Origin of the sequence: Pseudomonas sp. NBRC 111123, assembly GCF_001320205.1 — a bacterium.
GTDB lineage: Bacteria > Pseudomonadota > Gammaproteobacteria > Pseudomonadales > Pseudomonadaceae > Aquipseudomonas > Aquipseudomonas putida_J.
On the sequence record NZ_BCAZ01000015.1, the window covers coordinates 11,938 to 32,424 of the forward strand.

Here is a 20,487-nt window from a genome sequence, read left to right on the forward strand (position 1 = left end):
CCTTTTCGCGGGCAAGCCCGCGAAAAGGCCGGGGCTGCACTCACAAGGTTCAGGTAGAAGAAGATGCACGAGCGCGAAAGCCTCAAGGACTACCCCCAGGTACGGCAACTGGCGATCCGCTCGCTGTTCGAGATCATCGAGCAGTCCAGCGAGGGCACGGTGATCGTCGACCGTGAAGCACGCATCGTCTGGATGAACGAGCGCTACGCCCGGCGTTTTGGCCTGGACGATGCCAGCAGCGCGATCGGCCAGCCCTGCGAGGCGGTGATCCCCGGCAGCCTGATGCGCCAGGTGGTGAGCAATGGCCGGCCAATCCTGCTGGACATGCTCGACACCCCCAACGAGCCGCTGGTAGTGATGCGCCTGCCGATCCATGATGCCCAGGGCGTACTGATCGGCGCCATCGGCTTCGCCCTGTTCGAAGAGCTGCGCAGCCTGTCGCCCTTGCTCAAGCGCTATTCGAGCATGCAGCAGGAGCTGGCCAGCACCCGCTCGCAATTGCGTGCACGCCAGGCCAAATACAGCTTCGCCCAGTTCGTCGGCAGCAGCCCGGCCAGCCTCGAGGCCAAGCGCCGCGCACGGCGGGGTGCGGGCAGCGACTCGCCGGTGCTGCTGCTGGGCGAGACCGGCACCGGCAAAGAGTTGCTGGCCCATGCCATCCACGCAGCGTCCGCGCGGGCACACAAGGCCTTCGTCAGCATCAACAGCGCGGCGATCCCCGAAACCTTGCTGGAAGCCGAGTTCTTTGGCACCGCACCTGGCGCCTTTACCGGCGCCGATCGCAAGGGCCGCAGCGGCAAGCTGCAACTGGCCGAAGGCGGTACGTTATTCCTCGACGAGATCGGTGACATGCCCCTGGCGCTGCAGAGCAAGCTGCTGCGTGTGCTGCAGGAAAAGGAGTACGAACCGGTCGGCTCGAACCAGATGCTGCGCAGCGATGTGCGCATCGTTGCCGCCACCTCCATCGATTTGCAGGCAGCCATGGCCCGCGGGGCGTTTCGCGCCGACCTGTATTACCGGCTGAATGTGCTGCCGATCGAGGTACCGCCGCTTCGGGAGCGCTTGGAAGACTTGCCGGCGCTGTGCGAAGCGATCCTTGCCGAACTGGGCAGCCAGTACGAGCTGGAGCTGGAAGCCCAGGCACTGCTGGCACGGCACGCGTGGCCCGGGAATATTCGCGAGTTGCGCAACGTGCTGGAGCGGGCGACGTTGCTGGCTGACCAACCGCGCCTCGGTGTAGCCGACCTGGCTGCGGCGCTGGGGCCGCTGAGCCCGATCGCAGGCCAGGCCAATCGCATGAGCTATCGTGAGGCGTGTGAACAGTTCGAACGTGGTCTGATTGCCGGGGTTTTGGCCGAACATGCGGGGAATGTGCCCGAGGCGGCCAAGGCACTGGGGCTGGGGCGCTCGACCTTGTACAAGAAAATGGTGGCCTTTGGTCTCTGATTGGAGATTTTTGTTTCTGTTTTGAGATTACTGCGAGGGCTTCGCCCTCGATCGCGGCTAAAGCCGCTCCTGCCAAGGATCGCGTCCCCCTTGTAGGAGCGGCTTTAGCCGCGATGGGCTGCGAAGCAGCCCCCCACAGTCTCAAAATGTAGACATCGCGAACAATAAAAACCCAATAAACCTTATAAATCAATTAGTTACAGATTTGGCACGATTCCCGCTATCTCCCGGTCACCCATAACAACAAGACTCACCCAGGAGACCCATCCCGATGACCGTGCTCATCGCCCTCGCCGCCTTGGCACTGCTGATGCTGGCCGCCTACCGCGGTTACAGCGTGATCCTCTTCGCCCCCATCGCCGCCCTCGGCGCCGTCCTGCTCACCGACCCGGCCGCCGTGGCCCCCGCGTTCACCGGGGTGTTCATGGAGAAAATGGTCGGCTTCATCAAGCTGTACTTCCCCGTGTTCCTGCTTGGCGCGGTATTCGGCAAGCTCATCGAGCTGTCCGGCTTTTCGCGCTCGATCGTCGCCGCCGCCATCCGCCTGCTCGGTACCCGCCAGGCGATGCTGGTGATCGTGCTGGTCTGCGCCCTGCTCACCTACGGCGGCGTGTCCCTGTTCGTGGTGGTGTTCGCGGTGTACCCGTTCGCCGCCGAGATGTTCCGCCAGAGCGACATCCCCAAGCGCCTGATCCCGGCAACCATCGCCCTGGGCGCATTCTCGTTCACCATGGACGCGCTGCCCGGCACCCCACAGATCCAGAACATCATCCCCAGCACCTTCTTCAACACCACCGCCTGGGCCGCGCCCTGGCTGGGGCTCATCGGCACGCTGTTCGTGTTCTGCAGCGGCATGCTGTACCTGCAGCGCCAGCGCAACAAGGCCCAGCGCGCTGGCGAAGGCTACGGCAGCAACCTGCGCAACGAGCCTGAGACAGCTGCCGACCTGGCCCTGCCCAACCCCTGGCTGGCACTCTCGCCACTGGTACTGGTGGGCGTGATGAACCTGCTGTTCACCCACTGGATCCCGCAGTGGTACGGCCCCAGCCATACCCTGCAACTGCCCGGCATGAGCGCACCGGTCAACAGTGACGTAGCCAAGCTCACGGCGATCTGGGCGGTGCAGGCAGCACTGCTGGTGGGCATTCTGATGGTGCTGGTGTGCGCCTTCGGGGTGATCCGCGAACGCCTTGCCGAAGGCACCAAAAGTGCGGTCGGCGGCGCGCTGCTGGCAGCCATGAACACTGCATCCGAGTATGGCTTTGGCGCCGTGATCGCCTCGCTGCCGGGCTTTCTGGTGCTCGCCGATGCGTTGCGAGGCATTCCCAACCCGTTGGTCAACGAAGCGATCACCGTGACCCTGCTGGCCGGCATCACCGGCTCCGCCTCGGGTGGCATGAGCATCGCCCTGGCGGCCATGAGCGACAGCTTCATCGCCGCGGCCAACGCCGCCAACATTCCCCTTGAAGTGCTGCACCGGGTGGCCGCGATGGCCAGCGGCGGCATGGACACCCTGCCGCACAATGGCGCGGTGATAACCCTGTTGGCGGTAACCGGGCTGACCCACCGCGAAGCCTACAAAGACATTTTCGGTATTACCCTGATCAAGACCCTGGCGGTTTTCGTGGTCATCGCCACGTTCTACGCCACCGGCATCGTCTAAGGAGTTTCTGCATGACTTTGAAAGGCAAGACTGCACTCGTCACCGGCTCCACCAGCGGCATCGGCCTGGGTATCGCCCAGGTGCTGGCCCGCGCTGGCGCCAACATCCTGCTCAATGGCTTCGGCGACCCGGCGGCGGCCCTGGCACACATCGCCAGCCATGGCGTCAAGGTTGCCCACCACCCGGCGGACCTGTCCGATGTGGCGCAGATCGAGGCGCTGTTCGCCCTGGCCGAACGCGAGTTCGGCGGCGTCGACATTTTGGTCAACAACGCCGGCATCCAGCACGTGGCGCCGGTAGAGCAGTTCCCGGTAGAAAGCTGGGACAAGATCATCGCCCTCAACCTGTCAGCCGTGTTCCATGGCACCCGCCTGGCCCTGCCCGGCATGCGCGCGCGCAGCTGGGGGCGGATCATCAACATTGCTTCAGTGCATGGGCTGGTGGGCTCCACCGGCAAGGCGGCCTATGTAGCGGCCAAGCATGGTGTGGTCGGCCTGACCAAGGTGGTGGGGCTGGAAACCGCCACCAGCAACGTCACGTGCAACGCCATTTGCCCAGGCTGGGTGCTGACCCCGCTGGTGCAGAAGCAGATCGACGATCGTGCCGCCAGCGGCGTCGATCCGCAGCAAGCGCAGCACGATCTGCTGGCCGAGAAGCAGCCTTCATTGGCCTTCGTCACCCCCGAGCATCTGGGCGAGCTGGTACTATTCCTGTGCAGCGAGGCCGGTAGCCAGGTTCGCGGCGCCGCCTGGAACGTCGATGGTGGCTGGTTGGCCCAGTGACGGGCGGCCTGGGCCTGGCAATCGTCTTGCACTCGTTCATCAGCAAGGAGGCCCTATGCGCCCAACCCCAATGACTGCGATCTTTGCCCTGACCCTGGCTGCCGCCGCCCCGGCGATGGCGGCCAGCCTCAAGGACGTAGCGCCCTATCCCGAGGCGGAAAAAGGCTTTACCCGGCAGGTGATTCACCTGCCGGCGCAAACCGATGAATCGGCCCACAAGCTGGAAATCCTGGCCGGCAAGACGCTGCAGGTGGACTGCAACCGCCAGCGCCTGGCCGGCAGCCTGCAAGAGCACACCCTCGAAGGCTGGGGCTACAGCTACTACCGCCTGGACAAGGTCGGCGGCCCGGCCAGCACCCTGATGGCCTGCCCGGACGGCAAGAAGACCCAGGCCTTCGTGCCGGTGGTCGGCGAAGGCTTCATGCTCCGCTACAACAGCAAGCTGCCGGTGGTGGTCTATGTGCCCAAGGGTGTCGAAGTACGCTATCGCGTATGGTCGGCATCGCCAGACGTGCAAACGGCTAAAGTGGAGTAACGCGGCAACCTTTGAGGTTTGTGTCAGGCCCTTCGCGGGCTTGCCCCGCGAAGAGGCCGTGAAGGCCAATGCAGTCATCGGGAGGTTCGGCATGAACGATGTGCTCTGGCGCCCCTCCACGGCGCAGATCGAGGCCAGCCGGATGGATGCCTTCCGCCGCCGGGTCAACCTGCGCTACAACCTGCAGCTCAATGATTACGCGGCCTTGCACCGGTGGAGCATCGAGCAGCGCCCTGCTTTCTGGCAAACCCTTGCCGACTATTTCCAGGTAGCCTGGCATAGCCCGCCCAGTCAGGTGCTCAGCGAAGGTGCGCACATGCCCGACGCCCGCTGGTTCAGTGGGGCCACGCTGAATTTCGCCGAACACCTGCTGCGCCGACGTGACGATCGGCTTGCCGTGGTTTCCGTGCGTGAAGATGGCCAGCGAATGGTCTTTACCCATTCCCAACTGGCCGCCGAGGTCGCAGGCCTGCAGAAAGCCTTCAAGGCCGCGGGCATCGAGCCCGGTGACCGCATTGCAGCCGTCATGCCCAACACCTGGCAAACCCTGGTGGCAATGCTTGCCTGCACCAGTCTGGGTGCGGTCTGGTCGAGCTCTTCACCGGAATTCGGCCTGCACGGCATCATTGACCGGTTTGGCCAGATCGAACCGAAACTGCTGCTGGTCTGCGCCGGTTACCAGTACGCCGGCAAGTCGTTCGACCAGGTCGACAAGATTAACCAGGTCTGCGCCCAGCTGCCGGGGCTGCAGCAGTTGATTGTGGTGCCCTATACCCGCCCCCACACACACGCTTGCGAATTCACCGCTGCCAAGGTCAGCCTGTGGGACAACTTCTATCAGGCCGGTGGTGAGCCTGTGTTTACCTCGCTGCCGTTCGACCACCCGTTGTACATCCTCTATTCCAGCGGCACCACGGGTGTGCCCAAGTGCATCGTCCACCGCGCTGGCGGCCTGCTGCTGCAACACCTCAAGGAACACGGCCTGCACAACGACCTGAAGGCCGATGACGTGTTGTTCTACTACACCACCTGTGGCTGGATGATGTGGAACTGGCTGGCCAGTGGCCTGGCCGTCGGCGCCACCCTGGTGCTGTACGATGGCTCACCGTTCCACCCTGGCCCCGAGCGCCTGCTCGACCTGATCGACGCCGAACGCATCCAGGCCTTCGGCACCAGTGCCAAATACCTGGCCGCGCTGGAGCAGGAAGGCCTGGAGCCGGCCACCAGCCACCGGCTGGACAGCCTGCGCCTGATCCTTTCCACCGGCTCACCCTTGTCGCCGCACAGCTACGACTACGTATACGGCAAGATCAAGGCTGACCTGTGCCTGGCCTCGATGTCCGGCGGCACCGACATCGTCTCGTGCTTTGTGCTCGGCAACCCGACCCTGCCGGTGCGCCGGGGCGAAATGGCCTGCAAGGGCCTGGGCATGGCCGTGGAAGTGTGGAACGAACAGGGCCAGCCGGTGCTCGATGAAAAAGGCGAGCTGGTCTGTATCCGCAACTTCCCGTCGATGCCCCTGGGCTTCTGGAACGACAGCGACGGTAGCCGCTACCATGATGCCTATTTCAGCCAGTTCCCCGGGGTCTGGGCGCAGGGCGACTACGCCGAACAGCTCAGCAGCGGCGGCCTGCTGATCCACGGCCGCTCTGACGCAGTGCTCAATCCGGGTGGCGTGCGAATAGGCACGGCAGAAATCTACCGCCAGGTGGACAAGGTCGAAGAAGTACTGGAAAGCGTGGCCATCGGCCAGGAGTGGCAAGGTGATGTGCGCGTAGTGCTGTTCGTGCGCCTGCGCGGTGACCTGCAACTGGACGATGCCCTGCGCCAGCGTATTCGCCAGGTGATCCGCCAGTACACCACGCCGCGCCACGTGCCGGCGGTGATCGCCCAGGTCACCGACATCCCGCGCACCATCAGTGGCAAGCTGGTGGAGCTGGCCATCCGCAACGTCGTGCACGGGCTGGCGGTGAAGAATACCGATGCCCTGGCCAATCCGCAGGCGCTGGAACAGTTTCGTGACCGCACAGAGCTGCGCGATCAGGCATAATGCGCCCTTTTTTTGCCCCCGAAGCACAGGTGTCCCATGAAAGCTCAAGCCCGCCACATCCTGGTCAAGACCGCTGACGAAGCCGAAAAGCTCAAGCAGCGCATCGCCAATGGCGAGGCCTTCGACGTGCTGGCGAAGAAGTTCTCCACCTGCCCATCAGGCAAGCGCGGCGGTGACCTGGGCGAAGTGCGCCCGGGCCAGCTGGTGGGCTCGATCGACCAGGTAATCTTCAAGAAAGCCCTGCGCGTGGTCCACGGGCCGATCAAGAGTAAGTTCGGCTACCACCTGGTGCAGACCTTCTACCGCGATTGATAGCCACGGGCCTCCTGGCATTTTTGCCAGTTGCCCCGTGTTTGCGCCTTACATACAACTCAGGCAGGGCCGTAACGGCATATGAAATGCCGTTACAGTGAGCGAGGCGAGGTCTAGCGGCGCGCCGCCAGCAAGCCTAGGCCGGCGCAACCGAGCAGCGAGGCGCTGACCCGGTTGAACAGCCGGCGCGGGCCGGGCTGGCTGAACCAGCGTTGCATGTAGGCGCCCAGGCCCGAGTAGATGGCAATCGCCGCCCATTCCAGCAGCAGGAACAGCACGCCCAGCCAGAGGAACTGCTCGCTGACCGGTGTAGCGGTGCCGACCGTGACAAACTGCGGCAGGAAGGCAGTAAAGATCAGGATGGCTTTCGGGTTGCCCGCCGCCACCCAGAATTCCTGGCGCGCCAGACGCCAGGTACCACGCGGGTGATCGCTGGCTACCACAACCTCGCCAACCGGGGCGCGCCACAGCTGCCAGGCGATGTAGAACAGATACGCCGCGCCCACCACCTTGATCGCCAGAAAGAGGTATTCGCTGGTGTGCAGCACCACTGCCAGGCCCATGGCAGCCAAAGCGATCATGCCGCTGAAGGCAAGAATCCTCCCGCCGCCAGCCACACAAGCGGTACGCAGCCCGTAGCGGCTGGCATTGTGCAACGACAACAGGTTGTTCGGCCCCGGCGCCATGTTCAGGGCAAAGCAGGCAGGGATGAATAGCAACAGGCTCGACAGGTCCATTTTGTTCTCCAGGCAATCTGCCCCTACTGTCGATGCCGGGCGGGTGCCCGGTCAAGGTACAGCCAACGGCAAAAACTGTACGGTCTCGCGCCCGGCGCTGCTAAGCTGCGCTGCTGATCGAGGACACCGTCATGCCCACTGCCCGTTCCCTGCTTTGGCACGACTCGGCACTGCCCTGGGTGGAAAGCCGCCGTGCCTGCCATAGCCGCGCCTGCTACAAGGCGCACAGTCACCCGACCTTCTCCATCGGCGCAGTGGATGCCGGCAGCAGCTGCTTCACAGGCGCTGGCGAGGGGCGCGAGCGCCTCACGCCGGGCACCCTGGTGCTGGTGCCGGCGCAACGGGTACATGCCTGCAACCCCGAGCCCGGCCAAGCCTGGAGCTACCAGATGCTGCATGTGCAAGCCGGCTGGCTGGCGCAGTTGCGCCTGGAGTCCGGGCTCGAAGCGGCCAGGCCCGGAGCCCCTGCGCGCATCAGCCGGGAACCGGGGCTGTACCGTGAATTCTGTGAGCTGAACGACCTGTTGTTCTCTGCAGCCAGCACTGGCGAGAAAGAAGCGGCGCTGGTGGCGTTCCTGGGCGATCACGACTTTTCTGCTCAACCGGCATCACGTGCGGCGCCCGCACCTGCGCTGGCGGGGCCGACCTTGCGCAGGCTGATCGAATACATCGAGGCGCAAGACCTGGCGCAACTGAGCCTTGAGCGCCTGGCCGGGCAAGCGGGCCTTGGCCGCTATCAGCTGATCCGCGCGTTTCGCGCCGCTACCGGCCTTACACCCCATGCCTATCTGCTCAATGCGCGGGTCAACCGAGGCCGGCTACTGCTGCGTGACGGGCTGGCATTGGCCGAGGTTGCCTACCAGCTGGGGTTTGCCGACCAGAGCCATTTCCAGCGGGTGTTCAAAGCCCATGTAGGGGTGACGCCGGGGCATTACCGGCAAGCGCAATAATCTTCAATACCGGCGCTTGGGCAACATCCCAGACTGCGGCTTTCTACCCGAGAAAGCCCACCATGGAGCAGTTCCTGATCGTCGCCCTTGCCCACTTCCTCGCCCTGCTTTCACCGGGGCCAGACTTCTTCCTGGTTGCCCGCACATCGGTAGCGGCAGGTTGGCGTGTGGCCAGTGGCGCCTGCCTGGGCATCGCCTTGGCCAATGGCCTGTTCATTGCCATGGCCTTCGCCGGCCTGGCAATCCTGCGCGAAGGCAGCATGCTGTTCATCACCCTGCAACTGGCCGGTGCCGGCTACCTGCTTTACATCGGCCTGCTGTTCCTGCGCCATGCGGGTACTGGCGAGCTGACAGCCGTTGCTGCGCAGGGCGCAATCAAAGGTTGGTGGGGTAGCATGGGCATGGGCTTTGTATCCGGCGTACTCAACCCGAAGAACGCGCTGTTCTACGCCAGCCTTGCCGGCATGGTGGCCAGCGCCAGCGCAAGCTGGAAATGGCTCTACAGCACCTGGATGTTCAGCGTCGTGCTGCTGTGGGACCTGCTGGTGGCCGCAGCCATTGGCAACCCGCGCCTGCTACGGCGCTTCGCGCGTGCCCTGCCCTGGCTGGAACGGGCGTCCGGGATCATGCTGATGGTGCTGGCCGGGGCGCTGTTGATTCATCTTTTGCCGGGCTGACCAGGCGCAGCCTGGCCAGGTCCATCAGGCTGAAATGGCCGCTGGCCCAGCCGCCTGTGTCAAGGTGCCAGACATTGCCCAGCTGCTTGGCATGCATCACCGGCGTATGGCCCACCAGCAAGGCACGCAGACCTGCCACGGCCTCGGCGTTGCCCTCTTTCAGGCGCTGACGCGACCATTGGCAAACCTCGCGAACGCCAGCGTCGTCTTCAAACAGCAGGCTATCGCGCAATGCATGCCAGTCGGTGAACGGGCTATCGGCATGCAGCAGGCCAATCAGGCCGGCTTCTGTCTGCACCTCCAGGGCAATCGGCAATTGCAGGAACTGTTCGACAAACACCGCCTGCTGCTCCTTGGGCATATCGATGAACCAGCCACCACCCGCTGCACGGTACATATCCAGATCCAGGCGCCCGCCATACAGGCACGTGATCGCCAGCGACTCATGGTTGCCCTGCACTGCATGGAACCAGGGCTGAGCCAGCCACCACAGGCATTCTTCACTGTGCGGCCCGCGGTCGACCAGGTCACCGACGCTGAACAGCCGGTCTACCGCCGGGTCGAAGCCCACCGCATCCAGGCACTGCTGCAACCGCCGGAAATGCCCGTGAATATCGCCCACGGCCAGGTCACGTCCCTTGCTGTTGGCGGCTACCCGCCGAAACCGGCTCATTACGATGTTCCTCTGCTGCCGCGCCTTGGCAGGCGTATAATGAAGCGACACGCAGCTCACCCCGCAGGTGCATCATGCATAACGCTCTTGTGTGTGCCGTGCTCGTGGCGCTGTCATTCAACAGCATGGCACAAGGCACCCCGCCTGCGCAGGTCGAGGTGCGTTTCGACCACCCGGAAAAATTCCGCGACGCCAGCCTCGATGGCCCAGGCTATGAGCGCGGCGCCGACCCTTACGTGATGAAAACCCTGACCGAGTACTTGCAGAAACTCGGCCAGCGTTACCTGCAGCCCGGCCAGCAGTTGGTCATCGACATCCGCGACATCGACCTGGCCGGCCGTTACGAGCCCTGGCACAGCCAGGCCTACGATGTGCGCTATATGCGGGACATCACCTGGCCGACCATCGACCTGAGCTACACCCTGAGCCAGCCCGGCAAGCCCGACCAACAAACCCAGGAGCGGGTCAGTGACAAGATGTACCTGAGCCGCCCAGGCCGGGCCTCCCACAGCAGCGACCGCCTGTATGCGGAAAAGGCCATGCTCGACGACTGGTTCCGCCAACGTTTCGGCCCGCACTCCACGTCCTGAAGTGCCCCCCGGCTGGTACAGGTGAGTGTGCCGGGGGTATGCTCGGCCCTTGGACCTGTACCAGGGAAGGAACGCACCATGAAACTCTGTGCCGTACAACTGGCGTCGCGTAAAGGCGACCTCGCGGGCAACCTGGCCCGCCATCTGCGCTGCATTGAACACGCCGCGGCACTGGGCGCCGAGCTTGTGGTGTTTCCGGAACTGTCGTTGACCGGCTACGAACCGACCCTGGCGCGGCAGGTGGCGCTGCCGCTGAGCGCTGCCCGGCTGCAGCCGTTGCAGGCGCTTTGTGACCAGCTCGGGGTCAGCGTGGCCGTAGGGCTGCCACTGCCAACCGCCGAGGGTATTCGCATCGGCATGCCCATCCTGCGCCCGGGCCTACCCCCCCTGGCGTATGCCAAGCAGCGCCTGCACGATGACGAGCGGCCGTTCTTCACCCCGGGTGATCAAGCCCTGGTGTTCGAAGCCGGGCCGCTGCAGGTCGCCCCGGCCATCTGCTATGAGTCGATGTTTATCGAACATGCCGCGCAGGCCCATGCGCTGGGTGCCGAACTGTATCTGGTCAGCGTGGCCAAGACCGCCAAAGGCATGCGCGAAGGCAACGAACACTACCCGGAGGTGGCACGCACCTTGGGTATTCCGGTGTTGCTGGCCAACTGCGTCGGGCCGGCCGACAACTTCATCGGTGCTGGCGGCTCTGCGGCCTGGGACAGCCAGGGCAATCTGCTGGCGGCGCTGGATGACAAGGCTGAAGGCCTCATCCTGCTGGACACCGCCAGTAACCTCGCGCTTGGCGTGCCGCTGGAGGATTGTGCTGTATGAAGTACGTGCTTTCAGTGCTGGCCAGTTTTTCCCTGACCTACTACATCACCGGCCTGTTGATCAGGAGCCAGCTGGCGGAGGTTGTCGAGGGGTTGCGGCACCGGCCTGATGCACCAACGCCAGGGGAATACCTGCGTGAAGTGCGGCCACATGCCCGCCGTGCGCGTCGCCAGTACACACTGCTGGCGGGGTCGGTGATGGCGCTGCTTGTTTGCCTGCTGGTGAGCGGGTTCAGCTGACCCTGAAGCAGGCACGGTCTTTGTAGGAGCGGCCTTGTGTCGCGAAAGGGGCGCGAAGCGGCCCCAGGTTTTCAGCTTCGCACTAGAAATTGCTGGGGCCGCTTCGCGCCCCTTTCGCGACACAAGGCCGCTCCTTCAAAACAGCGCTGGCCTGATACTTACAGGTCCAGGGCCAAGCTCTGCCGTCCTTCCAGCGCAAGCAGATACTGCTTGGCCGGCAAGCCACCCGCAAACCCGGTCAGGCGCCCGGATGCACCGATCACCCGGTGACACGGGGCAATGATCGAGATCGGGTTGCGCCCGTTGGCCGCGCCCACCGCGCGCACGGCACTGGGGTTGCCGATCTGCCGGGCGATGTCGCTGTAGCTGCGGGTCTGGCCAAAGGGAATGGTCAGCAAGGCCGCCCACACCTGGCGCTGGAACTCGGTACCGGCGAAGTCCAGCGCCAGCTCGAAGCGCTGGCGCGTGCCGGCGAAGTACTCACCCAGCTGGCGGGCCGTTTCGCACAACATCGGGTGGCGGTCATCGCGGTGCAGTTCGCCAAGCCGCACGCGGTTCTCGCGTTCCTCCTCCCACAGCACGGCGGCGAGGCGCTCGCCGCGTGCCACCAGGGTCAGGGTGCCGACCGGAGACGACATGAAAGTAAAGGCGCTGGACATCTGAGTTCCCTACGGCAAACCCGTTTCAGCGCACTTTAACGTTGCCCGCCCCCCGCTGCACCCGCTTTCTTGCGCAGGTTATTCGGTAAGCAAAGCCTGCCGGATCAGCTTCTTGTCGACCTTGCCCACGCTGGTTTTCGGGATTTGCTCAACACAGCGTATCTGCCGTGGAATCGCCCACTTGTTCAGCTGGCCACTGTTGACGAAGGGCTGCAGGTGCGCAGCCAGTGCCGCCGCGTCCAATTGCCGGCCGTCGCTGCACACCAGCAATGCCAGCGGTTGCTCGCCCCACTGCGGGTCGGGCACGCCGATTACTGCCACCGCCTCGACGGCCGGGTGCTGGCTTATAAGGCTTTCCAGTTCGACCGAGCTGATCCACTCGCCACCGGTCTTGATCACATCCTTGATCCGGTCGCGGATGCGCACCACGCCCCCCGCGTCGATGCAAGCCAGGTCGCCGGTGTGCAGCCAGCCGTCACGCCACAGCGCGGCGCCTTGCGCTGGCTCCTTGAGGTAGCCCTGGGTCAACCAGGGGGCACGCACCACCACTTCGCCCAGCCGTTCGCCATCGTGAGGCACGTCCAGGCCTGCGTCATCGACAATACGTAGGTCAACCAGCACGATCGGCACCCCGGCGTTGATGCGCAGCGGCACCTGCTCGGTCACGGGCAATGTCAGGTCCTGCGCGCCCAGGCGGGTGACGCTGAGCAGTGGGCAGCTCTCCGACATGCCATAGCCACAGTGCACTCGAATGCCGCGGTGGCTGGCCCGTTGTGCCAGCCCTACGGTCAGCGCGCTGCCGCCAAGCAGCATCTTCCAGCCGACCAGGTCGGTACGCCGGCCCTCGTCGCTGTCGAGCATCATCTGCAGCACGGTCGGGACGCAATGCGAGAAGGTAACGCCCTCTTCCCGATACAGCCGCACCAGGCGATTGGGCTCGTAGCGCCCCGGGTAGACCTGCTTGATGCCCAGCGCCGTGGCCACATAGGGCACACCCCAGGCATGCACATGGAACATCGGCGTGATCGGCATGTACACATCGCCTTCACGCAACAGTGGCTCGGCACCGCAGGCAGCCAGGGTGGCCTGCTCGGCCAGGGTGTGCAGCACCAGCTGGCGGTGGCTGAAGTACACGCCCTTCGGGTGGCCGGTGGTACCGGTGGTGTAGAACAGCGTCGCCAGGGAATGCTCGTCGAAATCAGGGAAGTCGAAACTGGCGCCAGCTGCGCCCAGCAGCGCCTCATACTCGCCCAGCGTGGGCAGTGTCGGCTGATCACAGGCACCATCGCTGAGGCGGATGAAACCTTGTACCGTTGGCAGCTCATCGCGCAGTTGCGCCATCAGCGGCAGGAAATCGTCATGCACCAGTACCAGCCGGTCTTCGGCATGGTTCATGGTGTAGCGGACCTGCTCGGCGGACAGCCGCACGTTCACCGTGTGCAACACCGCCCCGAGCATCGGTACGGCAAAGAAGCACTCCAGGGCGCGATGGCTGTCCCAGTCGAGCAAGGCGACGGTATCGCCTGGCTTGACCCCAGCCTCGGTGAGCACATTGGCCAGGCGCTGGATGCGCTCGATCAGCGTCGTGTAGCTGTAGCGCAGCTTGTCGGCGTAGACGATTTCCTGGTTCGGCCGGTAGCGCACGCCAGACAGCAGCAGGCGCTTGATCAGCAGTGGGTAGCCATAGGCCTGCTCGGCGGCCGGCATGATACGGGTGGTGGTCATCGTGGCATCCTTCACAGCAGGTCGGCATCAAGCAGGTACAGGCTGTGGCTACCCGCCTTGACGGAGGCACTCAGCGAGTGGATGCGCGGTAGCAGGCGCGCGAAGTAGAACCGCGCGGTGCCCAGCTTGCTCTGGTGGAACGGCTCAGGCTGCTCCGTGTTCATGGCGGCTTCGGCCATGCGTGCCCACAGGTAGGCATACAGCGTGTATCCAAACACCTGCAGGTATTCCACCGAAGCGGCACCTATCTCCCGCGGGTCGCCCTGGCCACGGTCGAGGACCCAGGCAGTGAGCTCGTCCAGGTTGTGCATGGCCGCCAGCAGCGGCGTGCCGAATTCGCTCGGCAAGGTCTCGGCATACGCGCAGATCTCGGCCGACAGCGTACGGTACGCCTGGCCGCCATCGCCCAGCAGCTTGCGCCCCACCAGGTCAAGGGCCTGGATGCCGTTGGCACCTTCGTAGATCTGGGTGATGCGGCAGTCGCGAATCAGCTGTTCCTGGCCCCACTCGCGGATATAGCCATGGCCCCCGAACACCTGCTGGCCATGCACGGTGGTTTCCAGGCCCATGTCGGTGAGGAAGGCCTTGGCCACCGGCGTCAGCAAGGCTACCTTGGCCTCGGCCAGGCGACGGGCGCCGGCGTCTTCGCTGTACTTGGCCAGGTCCAGTTGCAGCGCCACATAGGTGGAGAATGCCCGCCCGCCTTCGTTCAGCGCCTTCATGGTCAGCAGCATGCGCCGCACATCCGGGTGAACGACGATCGGGTCGGCCGCCTGACCAGGTGCCTGGGCACCGGTCGGGGCGCGCCCCTGTTGGCGGTCACGGGCATAGGCGATGGCGTTCTGGTAGGAGCGCTCGCCCAGGGCCAGGCCCTGGATACCGACGCCCAGGCGCTCGTAGTTCATCATGGTGAACATGGCGTTAAGGCCCTTGTTCGGCTCGCCGACCAGGTAGCCGATGGCGCCGTCGAAGTTCATCACGCAGGTGGCCGAGGCCTTGATGCCCATCTTGTGCTCGATGGAGCCACAGCTGACGGCATTGGTCTCGCCCAGCATACCCTCGTCGTCGACCAGCACCTTCGGCACCAGGAACAACGAAATGCCTTTGGCCCCTGCAGGTGCGTCGGGCAAGCGCGCCAGCACCAGGTGGATGATGTTCTCGCTCAGGTCCTGTTCACCACCGGTAATGAAGATCTTCGTGCCGCTGACCCGGTAGCGGCCATCGGCCGCTGGTTCCGCGCGGGTGCGCAGCAGGCCGAGGTCCGTACCGCAGTGTGGCTCGGTCAGGCACATCGAGCCGGTCCAGCGTCCCTCATACATTGGCGGCAGGTAACGGGCCTTGAGCGGTTCGCTGGCATGGTTGAGCAGCGACAGGCAGGCGCCTGCGGTGAGCATCGGGTACAGGCCGAACGACAGGTTGGCGGCATTGAGCATTTCTTCGAGCTGGGCGCCGATGACTTTCGGCATGCCCATGCCGCCGTATTCCGGTGCGCCCGCGACACCCACCCAGCCATCTTCGGCGAAGGCCCGATAGGCGCTGGCAAAACCGTCAGGGGTGATCACGCGGCCGTTTTCCCAGCGGCAACCCTGTTCGTCGCCACTGCGGTTGAGCGGCGCCACCACGTCGGCAATCAGCTTGCCGGCCTGCTCGAGCACAGCCCGGGCGGTGTCGGCGTCGACCTGCTCAACCAGCGCCGGGGTCTGCGCCCACCAAGCCGGGATATCGAACACTTCGTTGAACAGGAAATCCATGTCGCGCAGTGGCGGAAGGTAATCAGACATGAGGCAAACACTCGGTTGCTTGGGTTGACGAACGTGACGCGGCAGGCGCCCGGCTGGCCGCCGGGGCGCCATGGCCGCGCAGGAGGAAGTGCGACAGCGCCGGGATCAGCACCAGCGCGCCGAGCATGTTCCAGAGGAACATGAAGGTCAGCAGCAGGCCCATGTCGGCCTGGAACTTGATCGGCGACCAGGCCCAACCGACCACGCCGGCTGCCAGGGTGATACCCACCAGGCCAACGACCCGGCCGGTGAAGGCCACGGCCTTCTGATAAGCCAGCGCCAGCGGCAGGCCGGCCCGCTGGTGATGCAGCTGCACGCTGAGCAGGTACAACGCGTAGTCGACGCCAATCCCCACGCCCAGGGCGATCACCGGCAAGGTAGCGACCTTGACGCCGATGCCCAGGGCCACCATCAGCGCTTCGCACAGCAGCGAGGTGAGCATCAGCGGCAGGATCGCCACCAGGGTGGCGCGCCAGCTGCGGAAGGTGAACAGGCAGAACACGGTGACGGCCAGGTACACCAGCAACAGCATGCGGTGGTTGGCCTCGCGCACGACGATGTTGGTGGCGGCCTCGATCCCGGCGCTGCCGGCTGCCAGCAGGAACTGGCGGTCCTCGCCGCTGTTGGCCTGGGCGAAACGCTCGGCGGTGGCGGCGACTTGTGCCAGGGTGTCGGCGCGGTGGTCCTTGAGGTAGGCGATCACCGGCATCAGCGAGCAGTCGTTGTTGAACAGCTCCGGGGTGTTGACCGAGGCCTGCTGGGCTGCGTAGTTGAGCACGTCCTGGTTGCGCTGCAGGCTGTTCAGGCGCGGGTTGCCCTCGTAGGTGCCGGCGGTGATCTGGCGCACCGCATTGGCCAGCGACAGCGTGGTCTGTACCCCGGGCAACTGCTGCAGCTCCCAGGCCAGGCGGTCGGCCAGCACCAGCGTCTGGTAACGCAGGCAGCCTTCCGGCGGCGTCTTGACCATCACCGCGAAGGTGTCGCTGCTGAGCGCGTAGTGGCTGGTGATGAAGGCGTTGTCGCGGTTGTAGCGCGAGTCGGCGCGCAGTTCCGGGGCACCGCTGTCGAGGTCACCGATCTTCAGCTGCAGGCTGCCCCATACACCGATGCCCGCGAGCACCGCGGCCACCAGCAAGGCGCCCGTGGCCCACTTGCGTTCGGTGAAGCGGTCGAGCAGGTCCCACAGCCGGCCAAAGCCACGGTGCTGCGCTGCGCGGGCATCGATGTACAGCGCGCGCTCGGCGGCCTTGCGGCCCACGCCGACATACGACAGCGCCACCGGCATCAGCAACAGCGAGGTGAAGATCAGGACCGCCACGCCAATGCTGGCGGTGATGGCCAGGTCCTGGATCACCGGGATGTCGATCAGCATCAGCACGGCAAAGCCCACCGCGTCCGCCAGCAGCGCGGTGACCCCGGCCACGAACAGGCGGCGGAAGGTGTAGCGCGCGGCAATCTGCCGGTGGGTGCCGCGGCCGATGTCCTGGAGGATGCCGTTCATCTTCTGCGCGGCGTGGGACACGCCGATGGCGAAAATCAGGAACGGCACCAGGATCGAGTATGGGTCGATGGCATAGCCCAGCCAAGCGACGATGCCCAGCTGCCAGACCACCGCCGTCAACGAACACAGCACTACCAGCAAGGTGCTGCGCACGCAGCGGGTGTACAGGTAGATGATCACCAGGCTGGTGACCACGGCCAGGGCGAAGAACGCCATCACCTGGATCAGCCCGTCGATCAGGTCGCCCATCAGCTTGGCGAAGCCGATCACGTGGATCCGGTACTGGCCGCTGGCCTGATACTGGCTACGCAGGTGTTCCAGCTTTTGCGAGAAGGCGTGGTAGTCAATGCCTTTGCCGGTGGCCGAATCCTGGTCCAGCAGCGGCACGATCAGCATGCTCGACTTGAAATCGCGGGCCACCAGGCTGCCGACAATATTTGCCCGCTCGATGTTCTGCCGCAGCTGTTCGATGTCGGCGGCCGCCCCCTGGTAGCCATCAGGCATCACCGGGCCGCCCTGGAAGCCGTCTTCGGTGACTTCGGTCCAGCGCACCGCCGGGCTCCACAGCGATTTCATCCAGGCGCGATCGACACCGTCACTGAGGAACAGCTCGTCGTTGATCTGGCGCAGGGTCTGCAGGTAGTCGGGGGCGAAGATATCACCGTGGGTGTTTTCCACCACCACCCGCACCGCGTTGCCCAGGCCGCGCAACGATGGGCGGTTCTCCAGGTAGTTCTGGATGTAGGGGTGGCTCTGCGGCAGCATCTTCTCGAAGCTGGGGCGCAGTTCCAGGCGGGTCAGTGCCATGTAGCCCAGCACCAGGGTGGTCAGCAGCATGCACAGCACGAAGGCCAGGCGGTGGTTGAACACCAGGCGTTCGAGGCGATTGCCCGACCGGGGGTCGAAGTCGGCGAGGTTGTGGATCACCGGCAGTGGATCTTGGCGAATATCGGCCATCAGGGTCTTCTCTCGTCGAAGGTGCGCACGCCCCGCTCGCCCACCAGTACCAGACCGGTACCGGCGTCGTCGGCAAGCGCGGTCACCGGGCCGCGTATGGCTTGTGGCTGCGGGTTGAAGCTGGCGCCGCCGTCGCGGCTGAGCAGCAGGTCGCCGGCCTGGCTGGCCAGCCACACATTGCCGTCGGCGGACAGGCTGGCTGCCGTCAGGCTGGTCTTCACGCCACTGCTGACCGGCTGCCATTGCTGGCCGCCGTCCGTGCTGCGGTAGGCATTGCCACGCAAGCCGTAGATCACCAGCAGCCCGGGTTTGCCCACGGCACCGAACAAGGTGCCGGCATAGGGCGTCGGCACCTGGATGAAACGCTGGCCAGCGGCATCCAGCTTGAGCAACAGGCCCTGCTCGCCGGTGATGTACAACGCGTCACCCACGGGCGCCAGGCTGGTCAGGTGCAAGCCTTGGGGGTTGTCGCTGTGGCCCTGCCACGGCAACCAGTGCTGGCCACCGTCCTCGGTGCGCAGCAACAGGTTGAACAGGCCCACGGCATAGCCATGCTGGTCATCGCTGAACCACACATCGAGCAAGGTGCTGTCGGTGCCGTCGGCCAGTGCCCGGCCATCGAGCTGCTTTTCCCAGTGCTGGCCGCCGTCGCGGCTGTGCAGCACCACACCGTCGTTGCCGACCGCCCAGCCATGCTCTGCGGTGGCGAAGCTGACGGCATTGAGGTCGGCGCTGACCGGCACCTGGGCCTGCTGCCAGTGCGCACCCTGGTCGTCGGAGTACAGGATGTGGCCACGCGGGCCCACCGCCACCAGGCGCTCACCGGCGCGGGTTACATCACGCAGCGCACTGGTTGTGGCCAGTGCACTGGGCATGGCCGGCAGGTCCAGCACATCGGTGAAGGGCGCCGCTTGGGCGGCGCCTTGCAGCGCAGCCCAGAACAGCATCGCCACGCTGCATCGTTTGAAGACAGACATTGCGGACCTCTGCGCCATGCGCTCAGCGGATGCCGTTGCCGGCCAGCGATTCAGGCGACCATTGGGCCTTGGACAGCGGGTCGATGTAGCGGATACCGCCATAGGCACCGACCACGCCGTTGAGGTTGTAGGTGCCGCCGACCAGGTCGTAGATCATGAACGGCGTGGCATCCGGGGTCTGCTTGTCGTAGCTCTGGGTCAGGAAGGCGAACGAGCCACGGTACAGCTGACCGCGGGCGTCATACTGGTCGGAGGCCAGGGCGACCCAGCTGTCCTCGTCGAGGTAGAAGCGGCGCTTGTGGTAGATGTGCCGCGCACCGTCCTTGAGCTTGCCTTCCACCACCCACACGCGGTGTTTCTCCCAGCGCACGAACTGCGGGGCGAGGTGGTTGGGGGTGATCAGCTGTTTGACGTCGGTGTTGTAGGTGAGCTGGTAGGTGTTGTACGGCACGTACATTTCCTGCTTGCCGACCAGGGTCCAGTCGTAGCGGTCCAGGGCGCCGTTGAAGACGAACACGTCATCGTAGGTGCCGGAGCCCGAGGTGCCTGGGTTGGGCGTGTCGTAGGCCAGGTTCGGTGCCAGCTTGACCCGCCGCTGCCCAGGCAGGTACTGCCAAGCGCTGCGTGGCTGCACCAGCGGGTTGGCGGCATCACGCAGCATCATCGCTTCGCCGGCGCGGCGGGCGGGGCCGGTGTACACCAGTTTCATCTGGTAATAGGTGTCCTTGGCGCCGATCGGCTTGTTCATGTCTTCGTAGATCGGGTAGCTGATGTTGGCCTGGCCGGTGGTCGACAGCGAAGGCTTGCCGGCCGCATCGACGTTCCACGAGTCGTACTTGGCGGTCATGCTCACGCCCTGGTAGCGCAGCAGGAAGTTCCACATCGCCTCCGCGCCGTTTTGCGGGATCGGGAACGGGATGCCCGGCAGCACGTTGTCCACTGCAGTGCCGCCCTCCTGGCTCTTGGCACCGGTGGCGTTCTTCAAGGTGTTGGCCAACACCGCCTGGGGCAGCGCCACGCTGCGGTGGGTCGGGTAGACATCGACCCGCATGCTCGGGAAGCGCTTGAGCAGCTCAAGGGTGGTTGCCGTCAGCTGGCCTTTGTACTGATCGGCGTTCTTGCCATCGATGACCAGCAGCGGCTTTTCGTTGGCAAAGGGGTCGGGGCGCATGCTGGCGCCGCTCTGGTAGTTGGCCGGCGGCGTCAGCAGGCCGCCCTGGTAGGCGGGGATCGAGCCATCGGCATTGGCGGCCTGCTCCGCGCCCAGGGTGGTCAGGCTCTTGCCCAGTTTGGCGGCCTGGTCAGGGGATACTGCGGCGTGGGCCGCGTTGAGGGCAGCCAGCGACAGGCACGTGGCCAACAGGGTGTTCACGTATTTCATGATTGTTGTTTTCCTGTGGAGTCTGTGGGG

General features: G+C 64.9%; 19 protein-coding genes. 11 read left to right on the top strand and 8 right to left on the bottom strand.

The window, feature by feature from the left end:
- The first annotated feature begins 63 nt into the window (after window positions 1-63).
- The 6 genes from APH27_RS10100 (at window position 64) to APH27_RS10125 (ending at window position 6,788) form a co-directional block, all read left to right on the top strand.
- Window positions 64-1,446 (top strand): sigma-54-dependent Fis family transcriptional regulator, encoded by a 1,383-nt coding sequence (locus APH27_RS10100; RefSeq protein ID WP_060484702.1) that lies wholly within the window; start codon window positions 64-66, stop codon window positions 1,444-1,446.
- Between the two features lie 271 nt (window positions 1,447-1,717).
- Window positions 1,718-3,109: a GntP family permease gene (locus APH27_RS10105; protein WP_027919222.1), complete on the top strand. Its 1,392-nt coding sequence runs from the start codon at window positions 1,718-1,720 to the stop codon at window positions 3,107-3,109.
- 11 nt (window positions 3,110-3,120) lie between these two features.
- On the top strand, window positions 3,121-3,891 hold the full coding sequence (gene hbdH / locus APH27_RS10110) for a 3-hydroxybutyrate dehydrogenase (protein ID WP_027919221.1): 771 nt from the start codon (window positions 3,121-3,123) through the stop codon (window positions 3,889-3,891).
- Window positions 3,892-3,946: 55 nt separating this feature from the next.
- Entirely contained in the window at window positions 3,947-4,426 is a 480-nt protein-coding gene (gene eco, locus APH27_RS10115; protein WP_060484703.1) for a serine protease inhibitor ecotin, read from the top strand.
- Between the two features lie 91 nt (window positions 4,427-4,517).
- A complete protein-coding gene (locus APH27_RS10120; protein WP_060484704.1) occupies window positions 4,518-6,476 on the top strand; it encodes an acetoacetate--CoA ligase in 1,959 nt (652 codons plus the stop codon).
- A 36-nt stretch (window positions 6,477-6,512) separates the two neighbouring features.
- Window positions 6,513-6,788: a peptidylprolyl isomerase gene (locus tag APH27_RS10125; protein WP_027919218.1), complete on the top strand. Its 276-nt coding sequence runs from the start codon at window positions 6,513-6,515 to the stop codon at window positions 6,786-6,788.
- A 113-nt stretch (window positions 6,789-6,901) separates the two neighbouring features.
- Here the strand turns inward: APH27_RS10125 and APH27_RS10130 are convergent, their stop codons facing one another.
- Window positions 6,902-7,525 (bottom strand): LysE family translocator, encoded by a 624-nt coding sequence (locus APH27_RS10130; protein WP_060484705.1) that lies wholly within the window; start codon window positions 7,523-7,525, stop codon window positions 6,902-6,904.
- 131 nt (window positions 7,526-7,656) lie between these two features.
- On the opposite strand from APH27_RS10130, the gene APH27_RS10135 reads away from it, so the two are divergent.
- Both APH27_RS10135 and APH27_RS10140 read left to right on the top strand, forming a co-directional pair.
- Window positions 7,657-8,475, top strand: coding sequence for an AraC family transcriptional regulator (locus APH27_RS10135; RefSeq protein ID WP_060484706.1), 819 nt, complete (start codon window positions 7,657-7,659; stop codon window positions 8,473-8,475).
- 62 nt (window positions 8,476-8,537) lie between these two features.
- The gene (locus APH27_RS10140) at window positions 8,538-9,152 is read left to right on the top strand and encodes a LysE family translocator (RefSeq protein ID WP_027919215.1); all 615 of its coding nucleotides are present in this window, start codon (window positions 8,538-8,540) and stop codon (window positions 9,150-9,152) included.
- On the opposite strand, the gene APH27_RS10145 is transcribed toward APH27_RS10140, so the two are convergent.
- Window positions 9,100-9,825, bottom strand: a complete 726-nt coding sequence (locus tag APH27_RS10145) for a metallophosphoesterase (protein WP_027919214.1) — start codon at window positions 9,823-9,825, stop codon at window positions 9,100-9,102. The genes APH27_RS10140 and APH27_RS10145 overlap by 53 nt on opposite strands.
- Before the next feature lie 74 nt (window positions 9,826-9,899).
- Between APH27_RS10145 and APH27_RS10150 the strand changes: the two genes are divergently transcribed.
- From APH27_RS10150 to APH27_RS10160, 3 genes are all read left to right on the top strand, one after another.
- Window positions 9,900-10,415, top strand: a complete 516-nt coding sequence (locus APH27_RS10150; RefSeq protein WP_060484707.1) for a DUF3016 domain-containing protein — start codon at window positions 9,900-9,902, stop codon at window positions 10,413-10,415.
- A gap of 78 nt (window positions 10,416-10,493) precedes the next feature.
- Window positions 10,494-11,237: a carbon-nitrogen hydrolase family protein gene (locus APH27_RS10155; RefSeq protein ID WP_060484708.1), complete on the top strand. Its 744-nt coding sequence runs from the start codon at window positions 10,494-10,496 to the stop codon at window positions 11,235-11,237.
- Entirely contained in the window at window positions 11,234-11,476 is a 243-nt protein-coding gene (locus APH27_RS10160) for a hypothetical protein (protein ID WP_060484709.1), read from the top strand. The genes APH27_RS10155 and APH27_RS10160 overlap by 4 nt, the downstream gene beginning before the upstream one ends.
- Window positions 11,477-11,634: 158 nt before the next feature.
- On the opposite strand, the gene APH27_RS10165 is transcribed toward APH27_RS10160, so the two are convergent.
- The 6 genes from APH27_RS10165 to APH27_RS10190 all read right to left on the bottom strand — a co-directional run bounded on the left by APH27_RS10165 (window position 11,635) and on the right by APH27_RS10190 (window position 20,457).
- On the bottom strand, window positions 11,635-12,135 hold the full coding sequence (locus tag APH27_RS10165; RefSeq protein WP_027919211.1) for a methylated-DNA--[protein]-cysteine S-methyltransferase: 501 nt from the start codon (window positions 12,133-12,135) through the stop codon (window positions 11,635-11,637).
- Between the two features lie 78 nt (window positions 12,136-12,213).
- The gene (locus APH27_RS10170) at window positions 12,214-13,860 is read right to left on the bottom strand and encodes a fatty acid--CoA ligase (protein WP_060484710.1); all 1,647 of its coding nucleotides are present in this window, start codon (window positions 13,858-13,860) and stop codon (window positions 12,214-12,216) included.
- Between the two features lie 11 nt (window positions 13,861-13,871).
- Window positions 13,872-15,641, bottom strand: coding sequence for an acyl-CoA dehydrogenase C-terminal domain-containing protein (locus tag APH27_RS10175; RefSeq protein WP_060484711.1), 1,770 nt, complete (start codon window positions 15,639-15,641; stop codon window positions 13,872-13,874).
- On the bottom strand, window positions 15,634-18,099 hold the full coding sequence (locus tag APH27_RS10180) for an RND family transporter (protein WP_060484712.1): 2,466 nt from the start codon (window positions 18,097-18,099) through the stop codon (window positions 15,634-15,636). The genes APH27_RS10175 and APH27_RS10180 overlap by 8 nt, the downstream gene beginning before the upstream one ends.
- The gene (locus tag APH27_RS10185) at window positions 18,099-19,076 is read right to left on the bottom strand and encodes a YCF48-related protein (RefSeq protein WP_060484713.1); all 978 of its coding nucleotides are present in this window, start codon (window positions 19,074-19,076) and stop codon (window positions 18,099-18,101) included. The genes APH27_RS10180 and APH27_RS10185 overlap by 1 nt, the downstream gene beginning before the upstream one ends.
- A gap of 22 nt (window positions 19,077-19,098) precedes the next feature.
- On the bottom strand, window positions 19,099-20,457 hold the full coding sequence (locus APH27_RS10190) for a DUF1329 domain-containing protein (protein WP_027919206.1): 1,359 nt from the start codon (window positions 20,455-20,457) through the stop codon (window positions 19,099-19,101).
- Window positions 20,458-20,487: the final 30 nt, after the last annotated feature.